This window comes from Burkholderia thailandensis E264 (genome assembly GCF_000012365.1).
Taxonomy (GTDB): Bacteria; Pseudomonadota; Gammaproteobacteria; order Burkholderiales; family Burkholderiaceae; genus Burkholderia; species Burkholderia thailandensis.
Window position 1 is genome coordinate 329,850 of record NC_007650.1, and the last position, 15,369, is coordinate 345,218.

12 protein-coding genes and 1 pseudogene are annotated in these 15,369 nt (G+C 64.4%); 1 reads left to right on the forward strand and 12 read right to left on the reverse strand.

Translation table 11 applies throughout. The annotated features are described in order from the left end of the window. The first annotated feature begins 13 nt into the window (after positions 1–13). Positions 14–4,633: an RHS repeat-associated core domain-containing protein gene (locus BTH_RS01385; RefSeq protein WP_009895037.1), complete on the forward strand. Its 4,620-nt coding sequence runs from the start codon at positions 14–16 to the stop codon at positions 4,631–4,633. A gap of 247 nt (positions 4,634–4,880) precedes the next feature. On the opposite strand, the pseudogene BTH_RS29390 reads toward BTH_RS01385, so the two are convergent. The 12 genes and pseudogenes from BTH_RS29390 to BTH_RS01455 form a co-directional block, all read right to left on the reverse strand. Next, a pseudogene (locus BTH_RS29390) lies at positions 4,881–5,328 on the reverse strand (transposase); the annotation flags it as partial. 27 nt (positions 5,329–5,355) lie between these two features. Further along, the gene (locus BTH_RS01400) at positions 5,356–6,624 is read right to left on the reverse strand and encodes an IS256 family transposase (protein WP_011400855.1); all 1,269 of its coding nucleotides are present in this window, start codon (positions 6,622–6,624) and stop codon (positions 5,356–5,358) included. 193 nt (positions 6,625–6,817) lie between these two features. Beyond that, positions 6,818–7,483 (reverse strand): HAD family hydrolase, encoded by a 666-nt coding sequence (locus BTH_RS01405; RefSeq protein ID WP_009895046.1) that lies wholly within the window; start codon positions 7,481–7,483, stop codon positions 6,818–6,820. A 207-nt stretch (positions 7,484–7,690) separates the two neighbouring features. Continuing rightward, positions 7,691–8,287: a GDP-mannose pyrophosphatase NudK gene (gene nudK / locus BTH_RS01415; RefSeq protein ID WP_004540486.1), complete on the reverse strand. Its 597-nt coding sequence runs from the start codon at positions 8,285–8,287 to the stop codon at positions 7,691–7,693. A 13-nt stretch (positions 8,288–8,300) separates the two neighbouring features. Beyond that, positions 8,301–8,669 (reverse strand): hypothetical protein, encoded by a 369-nt coding sequence (locus BTH_RS01420; protein ID WP_009895060.1) that lies wholly within the window; start codon positions 8,667–8,669, stop codon positions 8,301–8,303. 86 nt (positions 8,670–8,755) lie between these two features. After that, positions 8,756–9,727, reverse strand: coding sequence for an alpha/beta fold hydrolase (locus BTH_RS01425; protein WP_009895062.1), 972 nt, complete (start codon positions 9,725–9,727; stop codon positions 8,756–8,758). A gap of 6 nt (positions 9,728–9,733) precedes the next feature. Further along, positions 9,734–10,153, reverse strand: coding sequence for a PaaI family thioesterase (locus tag BTH_RS01430; protein WP_009895064.1), 420 nt, complete (start codon positions 10,151–10,153; stop codon positions 9,734–9,736). 13 nt (positions 10,154–10,166) lie between these two features. Then, on the reverse strand, positions 10,167–12,029 hold the full coding sequence (locus BTH_RS01435) for a fatty acyl-AMP ligase (protein WP_009895066.1): 1,863 nt from the start codon (positions 12,027–12,029) through the stop codon (positions 10,167–10,169). Next, entirely contained in the window at positions 12,026–13,051 is a 1,026-nt protein-coding gene (locus BTH_RS01440) for an amidohydrolase family protein (RefSeq protein ID WP_009895068.1), read from the reverse strand. The genes BTH_RS01435 and BTH_RS01440 overlap by 4 nt, the downstream gene beginning before the upstream one ends. 40 nt (positions 13,052–13,091) lie before the next feature. Further along, on the reverse strand, positions 13,092–14,132 hold the full coding sequence (locus BTH_RS01445; RefSeq protein WP_009895070.1) for an acyl-CoA desaturase: 1,041 nt from the start codon (positions 14,130–14,132) through the stop codon (positions 13,092–13,094). Further along, entirely contained in the window at positions 14,129–15,064 is a 936-nt protein-coding gene (locus tag BTH_RS01450; RefSeq protein ID WP_009895072.1) for a class I SAM-dependent methyltransferase, read from the reverse strand. Before BTH_RS01450 ends, BTH_RS01445 begins: the two co-directional genes overlap by 4 nt. A 12-nt stretch (positions 15,065–15,076) precedes the next feature. Then, positions 15,077–15,361, reverse strand: coding sequence for an acyl carrier protein (locus BTH_RS01455; RefSeq protein WP_009898666.1), 285 nt, complete (start codon positions 15,359–15,361; stop codon positions 15,077–15,079). Between the last annotated feature and the right edge of the window lie 8 nt (positions 15,362–15,369).

Consider the following 15,369-nt stretch of genomic DNA (forward strand, 5'->3'; position numbering starts at 1 on the left):
GGGAGCGAAAAACATGGCGCTGCCGGCCGTCAAGCACATGGACCCCGTCGTCGGGATCGACGTGCATTCGGTAATCGTCACGCCGGGGCTGCCGCCGGTGTTTCTGCCGCATCCGCATGTCGGCTTCATGCTCGATCTGCGCGAATACGTCGAGGCCGCGAAGGGCGTGATCGGCAGCATTGCGATGACGATCGCCGAAGAGGCGGTGCAGGACTACCTGAAGGATCACCCCGACGACAGCAAGAAACTGACCGATGCGCTCAATTCGCTCGACAACCAAAAGAAGCAGGCCGAGCGCGATCCGATGGTCGCGGAGATGCTGAGGCTCAATCGCGACGTGTCGTCGATCAGGGGCGACGTGGCGAACGCGGTGGGCGCGGGCGTCGGGATGGGGGGCGCAGCCGGCCGGCCGATTTTCGTGAACGGGCTGATGCGCGCGACGGCGGGTACGCATTCGTTTCACGTGCCGGGCTTGCACTTCCCGCTGGGCGAAACGTTCGCGCCGCCCGATCCGCTGCCGTCCGACGACGCCGAATCGTACATGGGCAGCCGCACCGTACTGGCGAACAACGATCCGATGTCGTTCCTCGCGCTGCCCGCGATGAGCTGCTGGGCCGAGGGGATCGAGCCGCCGCCGCACAACGGCGCGCATACGGCGCGCACGCATGTGTCGATGCCGAGTTCGGTGATGCTGCCGATTCCCGCCGGGCGACCGGTGCTCGTCGGTGGGCCGCCCGTGATGAACATGGCGGCGGCCGCGAAGGGGATGTTCAAGGCGTTTCAGGGATCGAAGTGGGCGAAGAAGCTCGCGGACAAGCTGCATCTGAAGTCTGGGTTCCTGCGATGCGCGGTGCTGAAGGCGGAGCCGGTGGACGTGACGACGGGCGAAGTGGTCGTGCAGCAGAACGACTTCACCGTCTCCGGCCGGTTGCCGCTCGTGTGGGATCGATACTACGCGAGTCACGATCGCCATGCAGGCGCGGTGGGCTTCGGCTGGCAGACGCCCGCCGATATCCGGCTCGAGCTGATGCGCAACGAAGATGGCATCGGCGCGGCTGCTTGTTTCCCCGATCATGCGACCGCCTTCGACATGGTGCCGGCAGACGATGGTTGGCCGGCGCGCACGTATGACTGGCAGCATGGGCACGCGCTGTATCGCGACGATGGGCGGATGGTGCTGCGCACGCGCGAGGGCATCGAATACGGATTCGTGCTGCCTTCCCGTTGGCGAAATGCCGTCGCGGCGCTCGATGGCGACGATTCGCGACTCACGCTGCCGATCGGCCGCATGGCCGATCTCAACGGCAACGCGTGGGTGTTCGAGCGTGACGTGTATGGCGGGCTCGTGCGTCTCGTCGAATGGAAGCGCGACGGGCGGACCGAGCGCGTGGTCGAGTGCGGCACGGGCAGCGGGCTGCACGCCGGGCTGTTGACATCGCTGACGCTGATCGACGCAGGCGGAAACGCGCATCCGCTCGTGAGCTACGAGCATGACCGCGAGCGCAATCTGGCGGCGGCGATCGACGCGATGGCGCATCCGCATCATTTCGAATATGCGGCCGGGCATCGGATGGTGAGCCACACGAGTGCGCGCGGCGTGTCGTTCCGCTACAGCTACCAGCAGGGCGACGACGGCGTGTGGCGCGTCGATCATGCGTGGGGCGATAACGGGCTGTTCGACTATCGTTTCGTCTACGATCGCGCGCGGATGGAAACGCGCGTCACCAATTCGCTCGGGCATACGACGATCACGCAGATGAACGAGCGCGGGATGCCTGTTGCGGAAATCGATTCGCTAGGCGGCGTGACCGGGTATCGGTATGACACGCAGGGGCGTGCGAGTGCGGTGATTGATACGGCGGGGCGGACGACGGCGTGGGAATACGACGCGTACGGCAGTTTGGTTGCGCAGACGTTGCCGGATGGCAGTGTAGTGCGCGCGGAGTATGACGCCGACGGCCGGCCCGTTTGTATCACGATGCCTACCGCGCGGCAACTGCGCTACGAGTGGGACGAGCACGGTCATTTGCGCTCACGCACTACGTCTTCCCGGGCTGTTTCGAGATACGTGTACGACGCATACGGGCAACTCGTTTCGTACAGCGGATCGCGTGGTGCGATCACGCGATTCGAGTACGATCGCGACGGAAATCTGGCGACCGTTACAGATGCCTTGGGGAATCGTACGCGATATGTGCGCGACGCGCGTGGAAGAGTCGTTTGGATGGCCGACCCGCGCGGGCAGGTAGGGCTTTACGAATATGACGGCAACGGCAATTTGACGAGAGCGGTCTTGCCTGGTGGGAAAGAGATTCGTTGCGAGTTCGATGACGACGGAAACCTGGTTCATTATCGCGACGCCGCCGGCCAATCGACAACGTTGGCGTATTCGCCGATCGGGTTGGTGGAACGCAGAATCGCGCCGAGCGGCGGCATTGTCGATTGCCGTTACGATACGGAGGGGCAACTGGTCGGCGTCGTCAACGAACGTGGCGAGCAGTATGCGCTTAAACGCGACCCGCTAGGCCGGATCGTGTCCGAGTCGGACTATTGGGGGCAGACATGGCACTATCGATACGGTGGCTCAGGCGAATTGCTGTGTAGCACCGATCCGCTCGGGCGGGTGGTCGAGTATCAGTACGATCGATGCGGCCGGATCGTGGAGAAGCTTGCGCGGGCCTCTGCGGATGACGCATTTGTCCAGGTCCATCGCTTCACCTATGACCAGTGTGGCAATCTGATACTCGCCGAGAACGACGATAGCCGGGTCGAGTTTTGCCATGATGCGGATGGACGAGTGATTGAAGAAAAACAAGGCGACGACTTTACGATCAACAACGTCTTCGATGCGGCCGGCAATCGCATCGAGCGTCGGACCAGGCTTCTATCGGAAGGCGCGCTCATCGAACATGTCGTTCACTATGAGTATGACGTCTTGAACGCCGTGGTTTCGATTCGGATAGACGGCTCGGCGGCGGTCGTCATAGAACGCGATGATCTTGGCCAGGCCGTCTCAGAGCGACTGGGCCCTGCGCTGAGACGAGCGTTTTCATACGAGGCGGGCGGGCAGCTTGCCGTTCAGACGCTGTTTGCATCAACCGGCACGATGTTCGCAAGCGAGTATGCATACGACCCGAACGGCGAGGTGATCGAAAAGCGCGATGAGCGCGGGCGCATGGAGCGCTTCGAATATGATTCCGTGGGACGCGTGGTTTCGCACCTCGGCGCTCGCGGCATCGTGCGCCGGCTCGCCTATGATTTGGCTGGGGATCTGTTGCGAACACGTGTTTCCGGATATGACGCGGCGGCCCTTACCGACGCGGAAAAAGCCGCGAACTGGATTCGCGACGGCGAATATGAAGGTTGCTACTGTGCGTTCGACCGTGCGGGCAATATGGTTCACCGTCGAGATGCCGAGCAGAATCTGGCCTTGCGCTGGGATCCGGCGGGCCAACTGCGCGAGACGATAGCATTGCGTCCGGCAACGGCTGATGTGGCGTCCGCTCGGAAGCGTACTCGCACACAGTACGAATACGATGCATTGCGGCGGCGAACACGCAAGCTGGTGCAAATCGAATCGGAAGGCGAGCCGGATTCGGTGTTCTCGTACGTCAGTTGCTTCTTCTGGGATGGCGATGCGCTCGTGGGAGAGCGTACGACAGGCGGCTGGGTGGGGCGCGCGGGCCGCGCAGAGGAAGACGAGCGGGACGCAACATCGCTCGCGCCGCCGTCTCCAGCCGGCTCGAAGAACGGCAACTGGCTGACGTTACAACCCGATCACGTATGTGAGTGGTTCTATTACCCGCGAACATTTCACCCGCTCGGAGTCGTGCACTGCTATGCCGGCGAGAAGCGCGAGCTCGCGAGGGCGACGGTTGGCTCGCCTTCGAAGGCGGATGCAACTTACTTTTACCAAAGCGATCCGAACGGCGCGCCGGTGCGAATGCTCGATGTGGAGGGAAACGTGGCTTGGGAGGCGAGCTACGACGCCAATGGAGGCATCGAGCAATTTGGCATTCAGGCGATGCCGCAGCCGCTTCGATTGCAAGGGCAGTACTTCGATGCCGAGACGGGCATGAGTTACAACCGACATCGTTACTACGATGCACGGATCGGCCAGTTCGTCAGCGAAGACCCTATCCGTCTGAGCGGTGGAGAGAACTTGTACCGCTATTGCGTCAACAGCATATCGTGGGCGGATCCTCTCGGACTCGATAGAGTTCCTTTGTTCGATCCGAACAATCGGTTGTCTTTCAATGCGATCTGGGCATATACAGGCAATCTGCCCACTCCGTCCGACGTCACGGTCGTTCGGCCGGCGACAAGTTGGGGAAGGAATTCGGGGGTTCTAAAATGGCAGGATCATTATTATGTTTTTGCAAGCGCTGGTAAGAAATCGCATTCCGAGGACGCGATCATTGACTTTATAAAACAGCACGATATCAAGCCGAGCGAGATTCAAGGTTTGTATAGCATACTCAGCCCGTGCGCCGAAGAGAAGAAATCCTGTCTTGAAAAGACCAAAGGCGAAGGGCTGGAATTTGATTGGAGTTTATTTCACCAGACCGACAACGTAGGTTCGGAAGTCAGGAAGGAGATCGGTGCGCTGATTAAGAATATGAAGGGGGTGTGATGAATGAAATTGCTTGATCGTAAAGTGAGTATTTGATTTTATATGTGTGTGGCTGACTTTATGAGAGCGCAGAGTTTTTCATCGGTGAAATTCGGGCCTGTCAGGATTTTCGTGTTCGAGACGATTCCGTCATTCAGACGGAGGGCTTGATAAAACGATCTTCGTAGAGGATGTCGAACTGGTTCATGGCCGCTTTCAGGATGTCGCCGACGCCGCGTGTTTTCAGGTCGTTGAACACCTTCATCTAGAACTTGGCGCCCTCAGTGCCCTCGATCCACAAGTCGAGGATGTCGCGTGTGCCGTCGGGCAGAATGCCCAGCGCCAGATAGATCGCCTTGTTGTGCACCACGGCGTCCTCGCGGATCTTGCGCGCAGCGCGTCGAAAAAAACCACCGGATACATCGGTTCGAGCGGACGGGATTGCCACGCCGTCACTTCGGCCATGACTTCGTCGGTGACCGAGCTGATGAATTCGGGAGCATTACCGGGCGGACTTGGCAGCGCCTGGCGGGTAGCCGAGATGGTGGCTGAGCTCAGCGCGCAAAGCTCGCTCGATCAGCGCATTCTTGAACGCCACCGAGGTGGCGTTGATGGCCTCGGCGATATTGGCCGATACCGAACTGCTCGAGCAGTTCGGGCGGGATCGCCGGCAGAGCCGGCGGAGGAGACTTCGGTTTGCGGGACGTGTCAGGAATTTCGTGTGCTGAGGCCGGTTAAAGGTCTCAGTTGATGGCGGAGGTGAATCGCTCGCCGAACAGAATGGCGAACTGATTAACTGCTTGCCGCCAAGTGATAGGCGGCATCTTCCAATCCTTTTCGATGTTGCGCAAGGCCAGATACAGCAGTTTGCTGGCGGCTTCGTCGCTCGGGAAGTGGCCGCGGTTCTTGACGATCTTGCGCAACTGCATGTGCATGCTCTCGATAGCGTTTGTCGTATATACGATTCGACGCACCTCCGGCGGATAGGCAAAGAAGGGAATCACCTGTTCCCATTGGCGCTGCCACATGGCCGCGACGGTAGGGAATTTGCGGCCCCACTCGCTCTGCGCAAAGGCGTCGAGCGCCGCTGCCGCCGCCTCGGCCGTGGCGGCCTGGTAGATCGGCTTGATCGCGGCAGCCAGCGGCTTGCGATCCTTCCAGCTCGCCAGATTCAGCGAATTGCGGATCAGATGCACGATGCAGGTCTGGATTTGGGCGGCCGGATAGACCGCCTCGATCGCTTCGGGGAAGCCGCGCAACCCATCGACCACCGCGATCAGGATGTCGTGCAAGCCGCGGTTCTTCAGCTCGTTGAAGACCTTCAGCCAGAACTTGGCGCCTTCGGTTTGCTCGATCCACAAACCCAGTACTTCCTTGCGGCCCTCGGCGCGGATGCCCAGCGCCAGATAGACCGCCTTGTTCTTGACCGTGCCTTCGTCGCGGATCTTCAGCCGCAGCGCGTCGAAGTACACAATCGGATACATGGCCTCGAGCGGGCGCTGCTGCCACTGTTCGACGTCGGCCAGCACCTCGTCGGTGACCGTCGAAATCAGGTCGGGCGACACCTGCAACCCGTACAGTTCCAGCAGATGGCCCTGAATCTCGCGAACGCTCATGCCGCGCGCATACATGCTGATCACGTGGTCGTCGAAGCCTGGCAGCCGGCGTTGGTACTTGCCAACCAACTGCGGCTCAAACGTCGCCTGTCGATCGCGCGGAATATCCAGCTTCAGTTCGCCGTTGGGCGTCAGGACCGTCTTGGCGCTGGTGCCGTTGCGGTGGTTACCGGCCCTGCCTTGCTCGGTCTCGGCTGCCAGATGGTGGCTCAACTCGGCCGCGAGCATGCGCTCGGCCAGTTGCTTCTTGAGCTGGCCGGCCAGCCCCGATTCGCCCAGGATCGACTCGGCATCCTTGCCCTGAACCTGGGCAAGCAACTGATCGATCAGCTCATCGGGAAACAGCTTTGGTGCCTTCGGATTCTTGCTCTTCTTGCTCACTGTTGCATCGGTCATAGGACGTTAGTTCCGTTATCGTCTCATGACCTCAGCACACTAAAAATCTGACAGGCTCGGTTTGCGTGGCATATACGCTCCTGAGTGGCGTCATGTTATGCCTCAAAACACGAAATCTCTGACAGGCCCCAGCTAACGCCTTTTAACTGCCTTGCGCGCGGAATTACAGGCGGGTTCTTCCCGTCCAGTCAATCTATCGGCTTGGGGCACACTCCAGCAATTCCCACAGCTCCCGATCCCCAAAATCCCTGATCACCGCCTTCGCCCCCGCTTCCCTCAACCGCTCCTCGCCCAACGCCGTCAACATCCCGAACGTAAAGATTCCGGCCGAACTGGCGGACCGCACCCCCGATGCCGAATCCTCGAACGCCACCGCGTCCTGCGCTTTCGCGCCGAGCCATTCGAGCGCGGTCAAATAAGGCAACGGATGCGGCTTCCCGTGCTCCAGCTCGCCGCCGATCACGAGCGTCTCGAACCGCTCCTCGAGTGCCAGCGCCTTCAACATCATCGTCGCGTTCTCGCGCGGCGCATTCGTCACCACCGCGGTCTTCGCGCCCACCCGCTCCGCATACCCGAGAAGATCCGCCGTCCCCGCCGTCGGCGTCAGCTTCGCGCCCAACTGCGCGCGAAACATCCGCTCCTTCTCCGCCGCCAGTTCGGTATATTGCGCCGCCGGCATCCCCGGAAACAGCCTGCCGAAGATCAGATCGTCGGAAAACCCCATCACGTGCGTCTTGTAGTAATCGATATCGATCGACCGATTCCATCGTGCAAGCAGCGCGTTATACGCATTCAGATGCAGCGCGTCGGTGTCGACGAGCGTGCCGTCCAGATCGAACAACAGGGTGAGCGCAGTCACTTGGCGAAAACGCCTTTCGAAGCGTCTTGATGCCGTACGGAAGCGAACGCGCTCAACCCTAACATGATCGGCGGCATCGAAACGGGATACGCAATCGATGTGGCGCACATCGACGGCATTCCGATCCTTTCGGACGGCGCGCCGAGCCGGAGCCGCGCGATCGGCGAGGCGAGCCCCGTCATCCGCGCCGCTCGCGCACGCGCCGCGTCAATCGACAAGGCCATGCAGCTTCGCGTACTGGAGCAGCATGATCGTCTTGCCGTCGGCGATCTCGCCTGAATCGACCATCGCGAGCGCTTCGTCGAGCGGCAGCTCGAGCACTTCGATCTCCTCGCCATCCGCTTCGACGCCGCCGCCTTCGCCCACGCGATCCTTGTCGAAGTACTCGCCGACGAAGAAATACAGCCGCTCGGTCACGGAGCCCGGGCTCATGAACGCTTCGAAGATCTTCCGCACGTGCTCGATCCGGTAGCCGGTTTCCTCTTCGGTTTCCTTGCGGATGCAGGTGAGCGGATCGTCGCGGTCCAGAAGCCCCGCGCAGGTCTCGATCAGCATGCCGTCGTGCTCGTTGACGAACGCGGGAAGGCGGAACTGCCGCGTCAGGATCACCGTTTTTTTCGCGCGGCTGTACAGCAGGATCGTCGCGCCGTTGCCGCGGTCGTAGGTTTCGCGCGACTGGCTCTGCCAGGTGCCGTCGCGCCGCAGGAATTCGAACGTCGTCTTGCGCAGCACGTACCAGTTGTCGGACAGCACTTCGACCTGCTTGATGCGCACGCGGTCTTTGGTGGCAATCACATCGCTCAAGGTTTCATCTCCGTCATTCGGAAAACAATTCGACTGCCCAAAACGATGCTGCGGCCATGCGTTCGACAATGACCGGCGCGCGAGACGAGCGCGCGGTCATTGCAGCGGCATCGGCGGTGCGATCGCAGCAACGGCGGCGTGCGTCGCGATATGAGCCCGGCTGTGAGAACGCTTCGGTCACGTGCCGGAAGGTCGACATGCTGGCACTGGCCGTTCGTCGAGCGACGAACGCCGCGTTCATCGCGTCGTGCGTATCATGCCAGCATTCATCGAAATCGGTGGGGCACATGACAAGCGCATCGGCATGGCCATGCCGCGCGCCGACGTGCGCGTTTCGATACGAGGCAAGGAAGGCGCATGCGTTCGCCCAGTCGATGGACATGCGCGAGCGCGCCCGACCGTCTGCCCCCGCAGTCGATCGAACGCCTCGACACGAGCGCGCGCGGGCACGCCCGCCCCTGCGTGCGCTCAACGCGGATCTTTCGCGTCCAGCCAGCTCAGCAGCAATTGCGAGAACGCTGAACTCTCCTCCAGCTCCGGCGAATGCCCCGCCTGATCGAAGCCCGGATGCCGGACCGCATGCGGCACCTGCCGCGCGATCGACCACTTGTCGCTATGCCGATGCGTGCGGTCCGCCGCGCCCCACGTGAGCAGCGTCGGCTGCGTCACCTGCACCGCGCGCGGCGTGCCGCTGTAAAAGCGCTGCCACAGCGACGCGAGGCAACAGAACGCGCCGTGGTCGAACGACGTATCGAGCATCGGCGTGAATTCCCGATAGCGGCCTTTCGCCATCGCTTGCCGGAACCAGCCCGCGCCGATCTTGCGCGCGGCGAACGCGCACGCGCATTGCCCGACGAACGGCGTCGCGAGCAGGTTGCGCGCGTCCACATGCCGCGCCCACGCCACCTGTTCGTCCCACGCGGGGCTTTGCCAGAGCAGCAGCCTGCTGACGAGCGCCGGCTGCGCGGCCGCGATCTGCAGCGCGATATGCGCCCATACGCACGAGAACGCGAGCAGATAAGGCCCTTCGTTCAGGTTCGCGAGCATCGCCTCGATCGCGGCGCGGTAGTCGTCGAACGAAAACGTGAAATGCCGTTTCGGCACGGAGAAGCCGAAGCCCGGCGGCTCGAAGCAGACGACGCGCGCATGCGGCGCGACGAGCGAGATCAACGTGTCGAAGTGCTCGACGACGCTCGGCGGATCGCAGACGAGCACGATCGTCGGCCGTCCGCTCGCGCGCGTGCCGGCCACGCGCGCGCGGATCGTCGCGGCGTGCACGTCGACGAAACGCACATCCGGCCGCGACCGCCCGGCCCAGCCGCGCGCGATCCGCGCCGCGCGCGGGCCGAGCCGCAGCGAATCGAGCCACGTCATGTCGAGGCCGTCGCGCCGCCCGCGCGCGGCCGCGTGCGGCGCGTCCTTCAAATGTTGCGTGCTCATCGCGATTTACTTCGTCGGCCAGAGGATCATCTGCGTGCAGCGGAACGTCGCGAGCAGCTTGTCCGTCTCGCGATGCCGGACGGTCGCGTCCCAGACCTGCGTCGTGCGGCCGCTGTGGATCGCGCGCGCGTCGCAGACGATCACGCCGTCGCGCGCGGTGCCCATGAAATTGCTCTTTAGCTCGAGCGTGCTGAAACTGGACGCGCCCTCCGGCAGGCTCGCGAGGCATCCGTAGCCGCACGCGGTATCGGCGAGGCTCACGATCGTGCCCGCATGCAGGATGCCGTGCGCGAGCACGGCCTGGCGGATCGTCAGCTCGGCGAGCACGTGGTTTTTCTCGACCTGCTTGATCACGACGCCGAGCAGGCCCGGCAGATAGTCGGCGCCGAATCGGTTGAAGTAGTCCGCGTCCAGTTTCTCTTGCATGCCGTGTTCCTCGTCAGATGTTCCGGATGTCGTTCGGCGCGCCGCACGGCGCGCGCCACTGGGTGATCACCGGCAGCGTGTCGTTGAGAAACAGTTCGCGACAGGCGTGCCGCTGGACCTTTCCGCTCGTCGTCTTCGGTATCGCCGAAGGCGACGTGAAGACGATATGGTGTACCGCAATGCCGTGGTGCCGGTTGATTGCCTGACGCAGCCTGCCGAACAGCGCGTCGGGCGTGTGGCCGGCTTCGTGGCCGCCGTCGCCGAACGCCTTCAAATAGCGCGCCCGCAGCTCGCGCACGACGGTCACTTGCGGCGCCGCGCCGGTATCGAGCGCGAACACCGCGCAGCCGCCGGGACGGAACAGCTCGGCGTCGAGCGCCTCGATCGTCGCCTCGACGTCGTGCGGATAATGATTCGCGCCGCGAATCAGCATCATGTCCTTCAGCCGCCCGGTGACGAACACTTCGGAGCCCGACCGATAGCCGTAATCGCCGGTGCGCAGGAATCGCCCTTCGTAGCCGGGCAGCTCGGCCTCGAAGGTCTGCTTGCTGAGCGCGCGATTGTTCCAGTAACCGAGCGCGACGCTCGGCCCTTGCGCCCAGATTTCGCCGACCCGGCCATCATCGCACGGAACGCGCGTGTCGGGATCGACGATCAGCACCAAACTGTCGCTGGCCGCGTCGCCGCATCCGATCGCCGCGCGCGCGCTTGCTTGCCGCCCGTCTCCGGCCTGGTCGGCATCGTTGGCATCGTTGGCATCGTCGGCGCGGTCGGATGCGCGCGGCTGCTGCGCGTCGCCCGGCGCGTGCGCGACGACGGGCGGCTGCGATTTCAGTCCGCCCGTCATGAACAGCGTGTGCTCGGCGAGGCCGTAGCACGGATAGAACGCGTGCGCATCGAAGCCGCAGCGCGCGAAGCGCTGCGCGAACGCGTGCAGCGTGGCGGGCCGGATCGGCTCCGCGCCGACGAACGCGACGTCCCACGAGCGCAGGTCGAGCTTGTCGAAATCGGCGTCGGCGATGCGCATCGTCGCGAGCATCTGATACGCGAAGTTCGGCCCGCCGCTCGTCGTCGCGCGCCGCTCGCCGATCGCGCGCAGCCAGCGCAGCGGGTGCTTGAGAAAATCGACGTGCGACATCAGCGTCACCGGAAAGCCGACGTACAGCGGCTGCAGGATGCCGCCGATCAGGCCCATGTCGTGATACGGCGGCAGCCAGATCACGCCGCGGCTGCTCGCGCCATGCTCGAAGCGGCGTGCGATCAGCGCCGAGTTGTGCAGCAGGTTCTGATGGCTGATCATCACGCCCTTCGGCGCGCCGGTCGAACCCGACGTGTATTGCAGGTAGACGGGCACGCGAGGGTCGGCCGCGCGCGGCGCGCCGTGCGCGGCATCGTCGCCGGGCGCGAGCGCGTCGATCTCGATCCAGCGCAGGCCGCGCAGCACGGGCGAACCGGTTTCGACGCGGCTCATGTCGTCGCGCACGGCCGTCGTCGACAGCACCGCGACGGGCGCGCAATCCGCGACGATGCCGAGCAGCCGCCGCAATGTGCGCTCGGGCTGCGCGGGCTCGACCGGATACGCGGGCACGGCCACGACGCCCGCGTACATGCTGCCGAACAGCGCGGCGATATAGTCGATGCCGGGCGCAAACAGCAGCAGCACGCGCTCGCCGGGCCGGGCGATTTCCGATAGCGCGGCCGCCACGGCGCTTGCACGCCTGTCCAGCTGCGCGCATGTGAGATGCCGTTCGTCGCGATCGCCGCCGGCGACGAACGTGTAGACAGGCAGATCGGGCTGATGCGCGGCGCGATATCGCATGAGTTCGACGAAATCGGCGAACGCGTCGGCGGTCGTCGTATCGGGCGGATGTGTCATCGTGTCGGCTCCGCGGCTGGTTGGCCGGCCGAGACCGGGGCGGCGGCCGAAGCGTCCTCGCGCGCACCGGCGTCGTTCGCATCGCTCGCGCGATGCGCATCGCCGTCGAACAGCGCGCTGGCGTTGTCCCATAGCACCTTGCGCAGCACGTCCGCCGGCAGGTAGCGCTTCAGTTGCTCGATCTCGACATCCCAGTCGTACGGAATCAGCGGGAAATCGCTGCCGTACAGGAAGCGATCCGGGCGATCACACATCTGCGGCACCAGTTGCTCGAGCGCGGGCTTCCACGGCGCGGGCAGCCGCGGATGCGCGCCGCGCGCATAGCGCGTCTCGCGCAGCGGCCGCACGTCGGGCACGGCCTCGCCCGTCGCGATGCGGTGGCCGCCGAACGCCATCGCGGTATCGAAATGCAGGTTCGGGAATTCGTCGAGCAGATCGAGGTACGCCTGCACTTCGTCATAGCCGATGTGCGGGACGACGACCTTCAGCTCCGGCGCGCGCCGCATCGCGCGCCGGAACCGCTCGACGTTGCAGAAGCGGCGGATTTCGTCCATTTGCGCATTGTTTTTCGCGAACGCGCCGGAATGCAGGTTCAGCACTTTGCCGCGCTCGGCGAGCGCTTCGAAAATCGGCGCGAGCGCGTCGTCGTCCGGCGCGATCTTCAACAGGTGGCAATGGATCTTCAGGCCCGCGAAGCCGAGTTCGTCGAGCGCGCGCGCCGTCTCGCGCGCGGCGTCGCGGTCATGCGGATGCACGGTGCCGAACGGCACGAGAAACGCCGGATGCCGCGACGCCAGTTGCGCGACGAAGTCGTTCAGGAACGGCGCGATGCCCGGCTGCCCCGCGTAGCAGATGCCGGCCGCGCGCGCGACGCCGTGCGCCTTCAGGAAGGCGATCGATTGCTCGGCGAGCAGCTCGTAGCGGATCTTCCACGCGTCGCGCGCGTAGTTCTTCCAGACGAGCTTCGCCACGACGTCCGGCAACACGTGCACGCGCGCATCGAAGATCCTGAGAATCGTCATCGCGAGATCCGGTCGGGTTCGAAGAAAAGGCCGGCGCGGGCTACGCGTCGTCGCGCCGCGCGTTCGCGAGCCGTTCGCGAACCGCGTCCCGGTCCGGGTGCTGAACGTCCCACACGAGCCCCAGCCGTTCGAGCAGCGCGATCAGCATGCCGGTCACGTCGATCTGCCAGCGGGTCAGGCGCGTGCTCGCATACTGCGGAAACGCGTGATGGTTGTTGTGCCAGCCCGCGCCGAGCGTGACGAGCGCGAGCCACGCCGCGTTGCGGCTCTGGTCGCGGCCGGGAAACGGCCGCCGGCCGCCGAGCGCGTGGCCGATCGAATTGACCGCCCAGATCGCGTTGGTCGCGAGAAAGATCCGCACGGTGCCGCCCCACAGCAGGCCGAGCAGCGCGCCCCGCCACGAAGGATCGAGCAGCCAGCCGATCGCGGCCGGCAGCAGCAGGCCGAGCAGCAGCCAGTAGTCGTACGCGAGATGGATGCGCAGCAGCGCCGGGTCGCGGTACATGTCGTTCGCATATTGGTTCCAGCCCTTCGGGCGCGCGGACGAAGGATCGAACAGCCAGCCGACGTGCCCGTGCAGGATGCCCTTCGCGCGGCCGACGAAGCCGCGCCCGCCGAGTTGCGGCGTGTGCGGGTCGCCCGGCCGGTCGGCGTTCGCGTGATGCAGGCGGTGGATCGCCACCCACCACATCAGCGGCCCCATGTACGCGAGCGAGCCGAGGATCGCGAGCGCGATCTTCACGGGCGGCTTAGCCTTGAACGTGCGATGCGCGAAATAGCGGTGCAGCGCGAGCTCCATGCCGAGGATGTTGAGCACGTAGAAGACCGCGAGCATCGCGATGTCCTGCGCGCGGGGCGCGAGGCCGAATCCCGCCCAGAGCGCGATCGCGGCGGCCGTGCCGGCGGCGGGGAGCGCCGCGACGCCCAGATGGCGCGCGGACGACGCGCGCGACAGATGGCCGGACGCGCGCCCGTCGGGCGCGGGCGGGGCGGCCGTATCCGCCGCCGAGCCGGCCGGCGCGCGTGCCGGCGTTTCGGCGCAGCCGGTGCTCTCGGGGCTCTCGGCGCTCGCGTGCTTCATGCGAGCGCCGCCCGATGCCGCGCGCCGGCGTCGATCCGGTTCGGCTCGATGCGCCGGAACGTGATTCGATACAGCACGAACGCGCCGAGATCGAACGAATAGCTCATCGTCCGGTAAAGCCGCTCGTAGCGCTCGACCACGTCGAGCGGCGCGAGCTCGAGCGCCTCGCGGCGATGCGCGCGCAGGTTCTCGAACCACGCGCGCATCGTCTTCACGTAATCGTGGCGATCGTTGCGCACGAGTTCGACTTCGAACAGCATCTCGCAGGCGCGCACGATATCGGCCAGATACGGCAGATCCGATTCCGGAAAGACTTCGCGCGCGATGAAGAGGTCCGAATGCCGGCGCTCGCGCGGCACGTCGCCGTAGCCCATCGTCTGCAGCGAAAGGCGCCCGCCCGGTTTCAGGAAGTCATGGCATTTCCTGAAGAAGTGCCGGTACGCCTGCACCTTGTCTTCGTCGATCTTCGCGAAGTGCTCGAACGCGCCGAGCGAGATGATGCCGTCGAACGGCTGCTCGGGCTCGTAGTCCTGCCAGTTGCGCAGCAGCACGTCGACGTTCGGATGCGGGTATTGCTCGCCGATGTAGCGGATCTGCTCGTTCGACAGCGTGAGGCCCACGGCCTGCTTCACGCCGGCGACCGTCACGAGCCGGTCGAGCAGCGCGCCCCAGCCGCAGCCGATATCGAGCACGCGCGCCGCACCGTGCGCACGGATCTGCGCGATGTGATAGTCGAGCTTGCGGATCTGCGCCTGCTCGTGCGTATCGCCTTCCTCGTACATCGCGCACGAGTAGTTGCGGCCGCGTTCCTGCGCGAGCGCGAGGAAGGCATTGCCGATGTCGTAGTGGTACTGGATCGCGTCGGCGGACGCGCCGTACGGCGCGCCGCGATTCGGCGCGACGGATTCGCGGCTTTCGAGATGGACGGTCATCGTTCGCTCTCCCTATCGTCCGGCCGACAGATCGGCGAGCGCGCGGGCGAGCGCGTCGATCGTCGGATATTGATAGGGCAGGCTCGGCGACAGTTCGAAGCCGAGATAGTCCTCGAGATCGCCGACCATCTTCATCGCGTCGGCCGAATCGAGGCCGTATTCGATGAACTGTCTGTTCGCGTCGATCGCGCTGCTGTCGGTGCGCAGTCTGGCGGCCAGATAGCCGGTCATCCAGTCGATGATTTCCTCGTGGCTTCGTGCTTCGATTTCCACTGCTTTCAGGGTGGCGCTCTTCATTTTCGTGG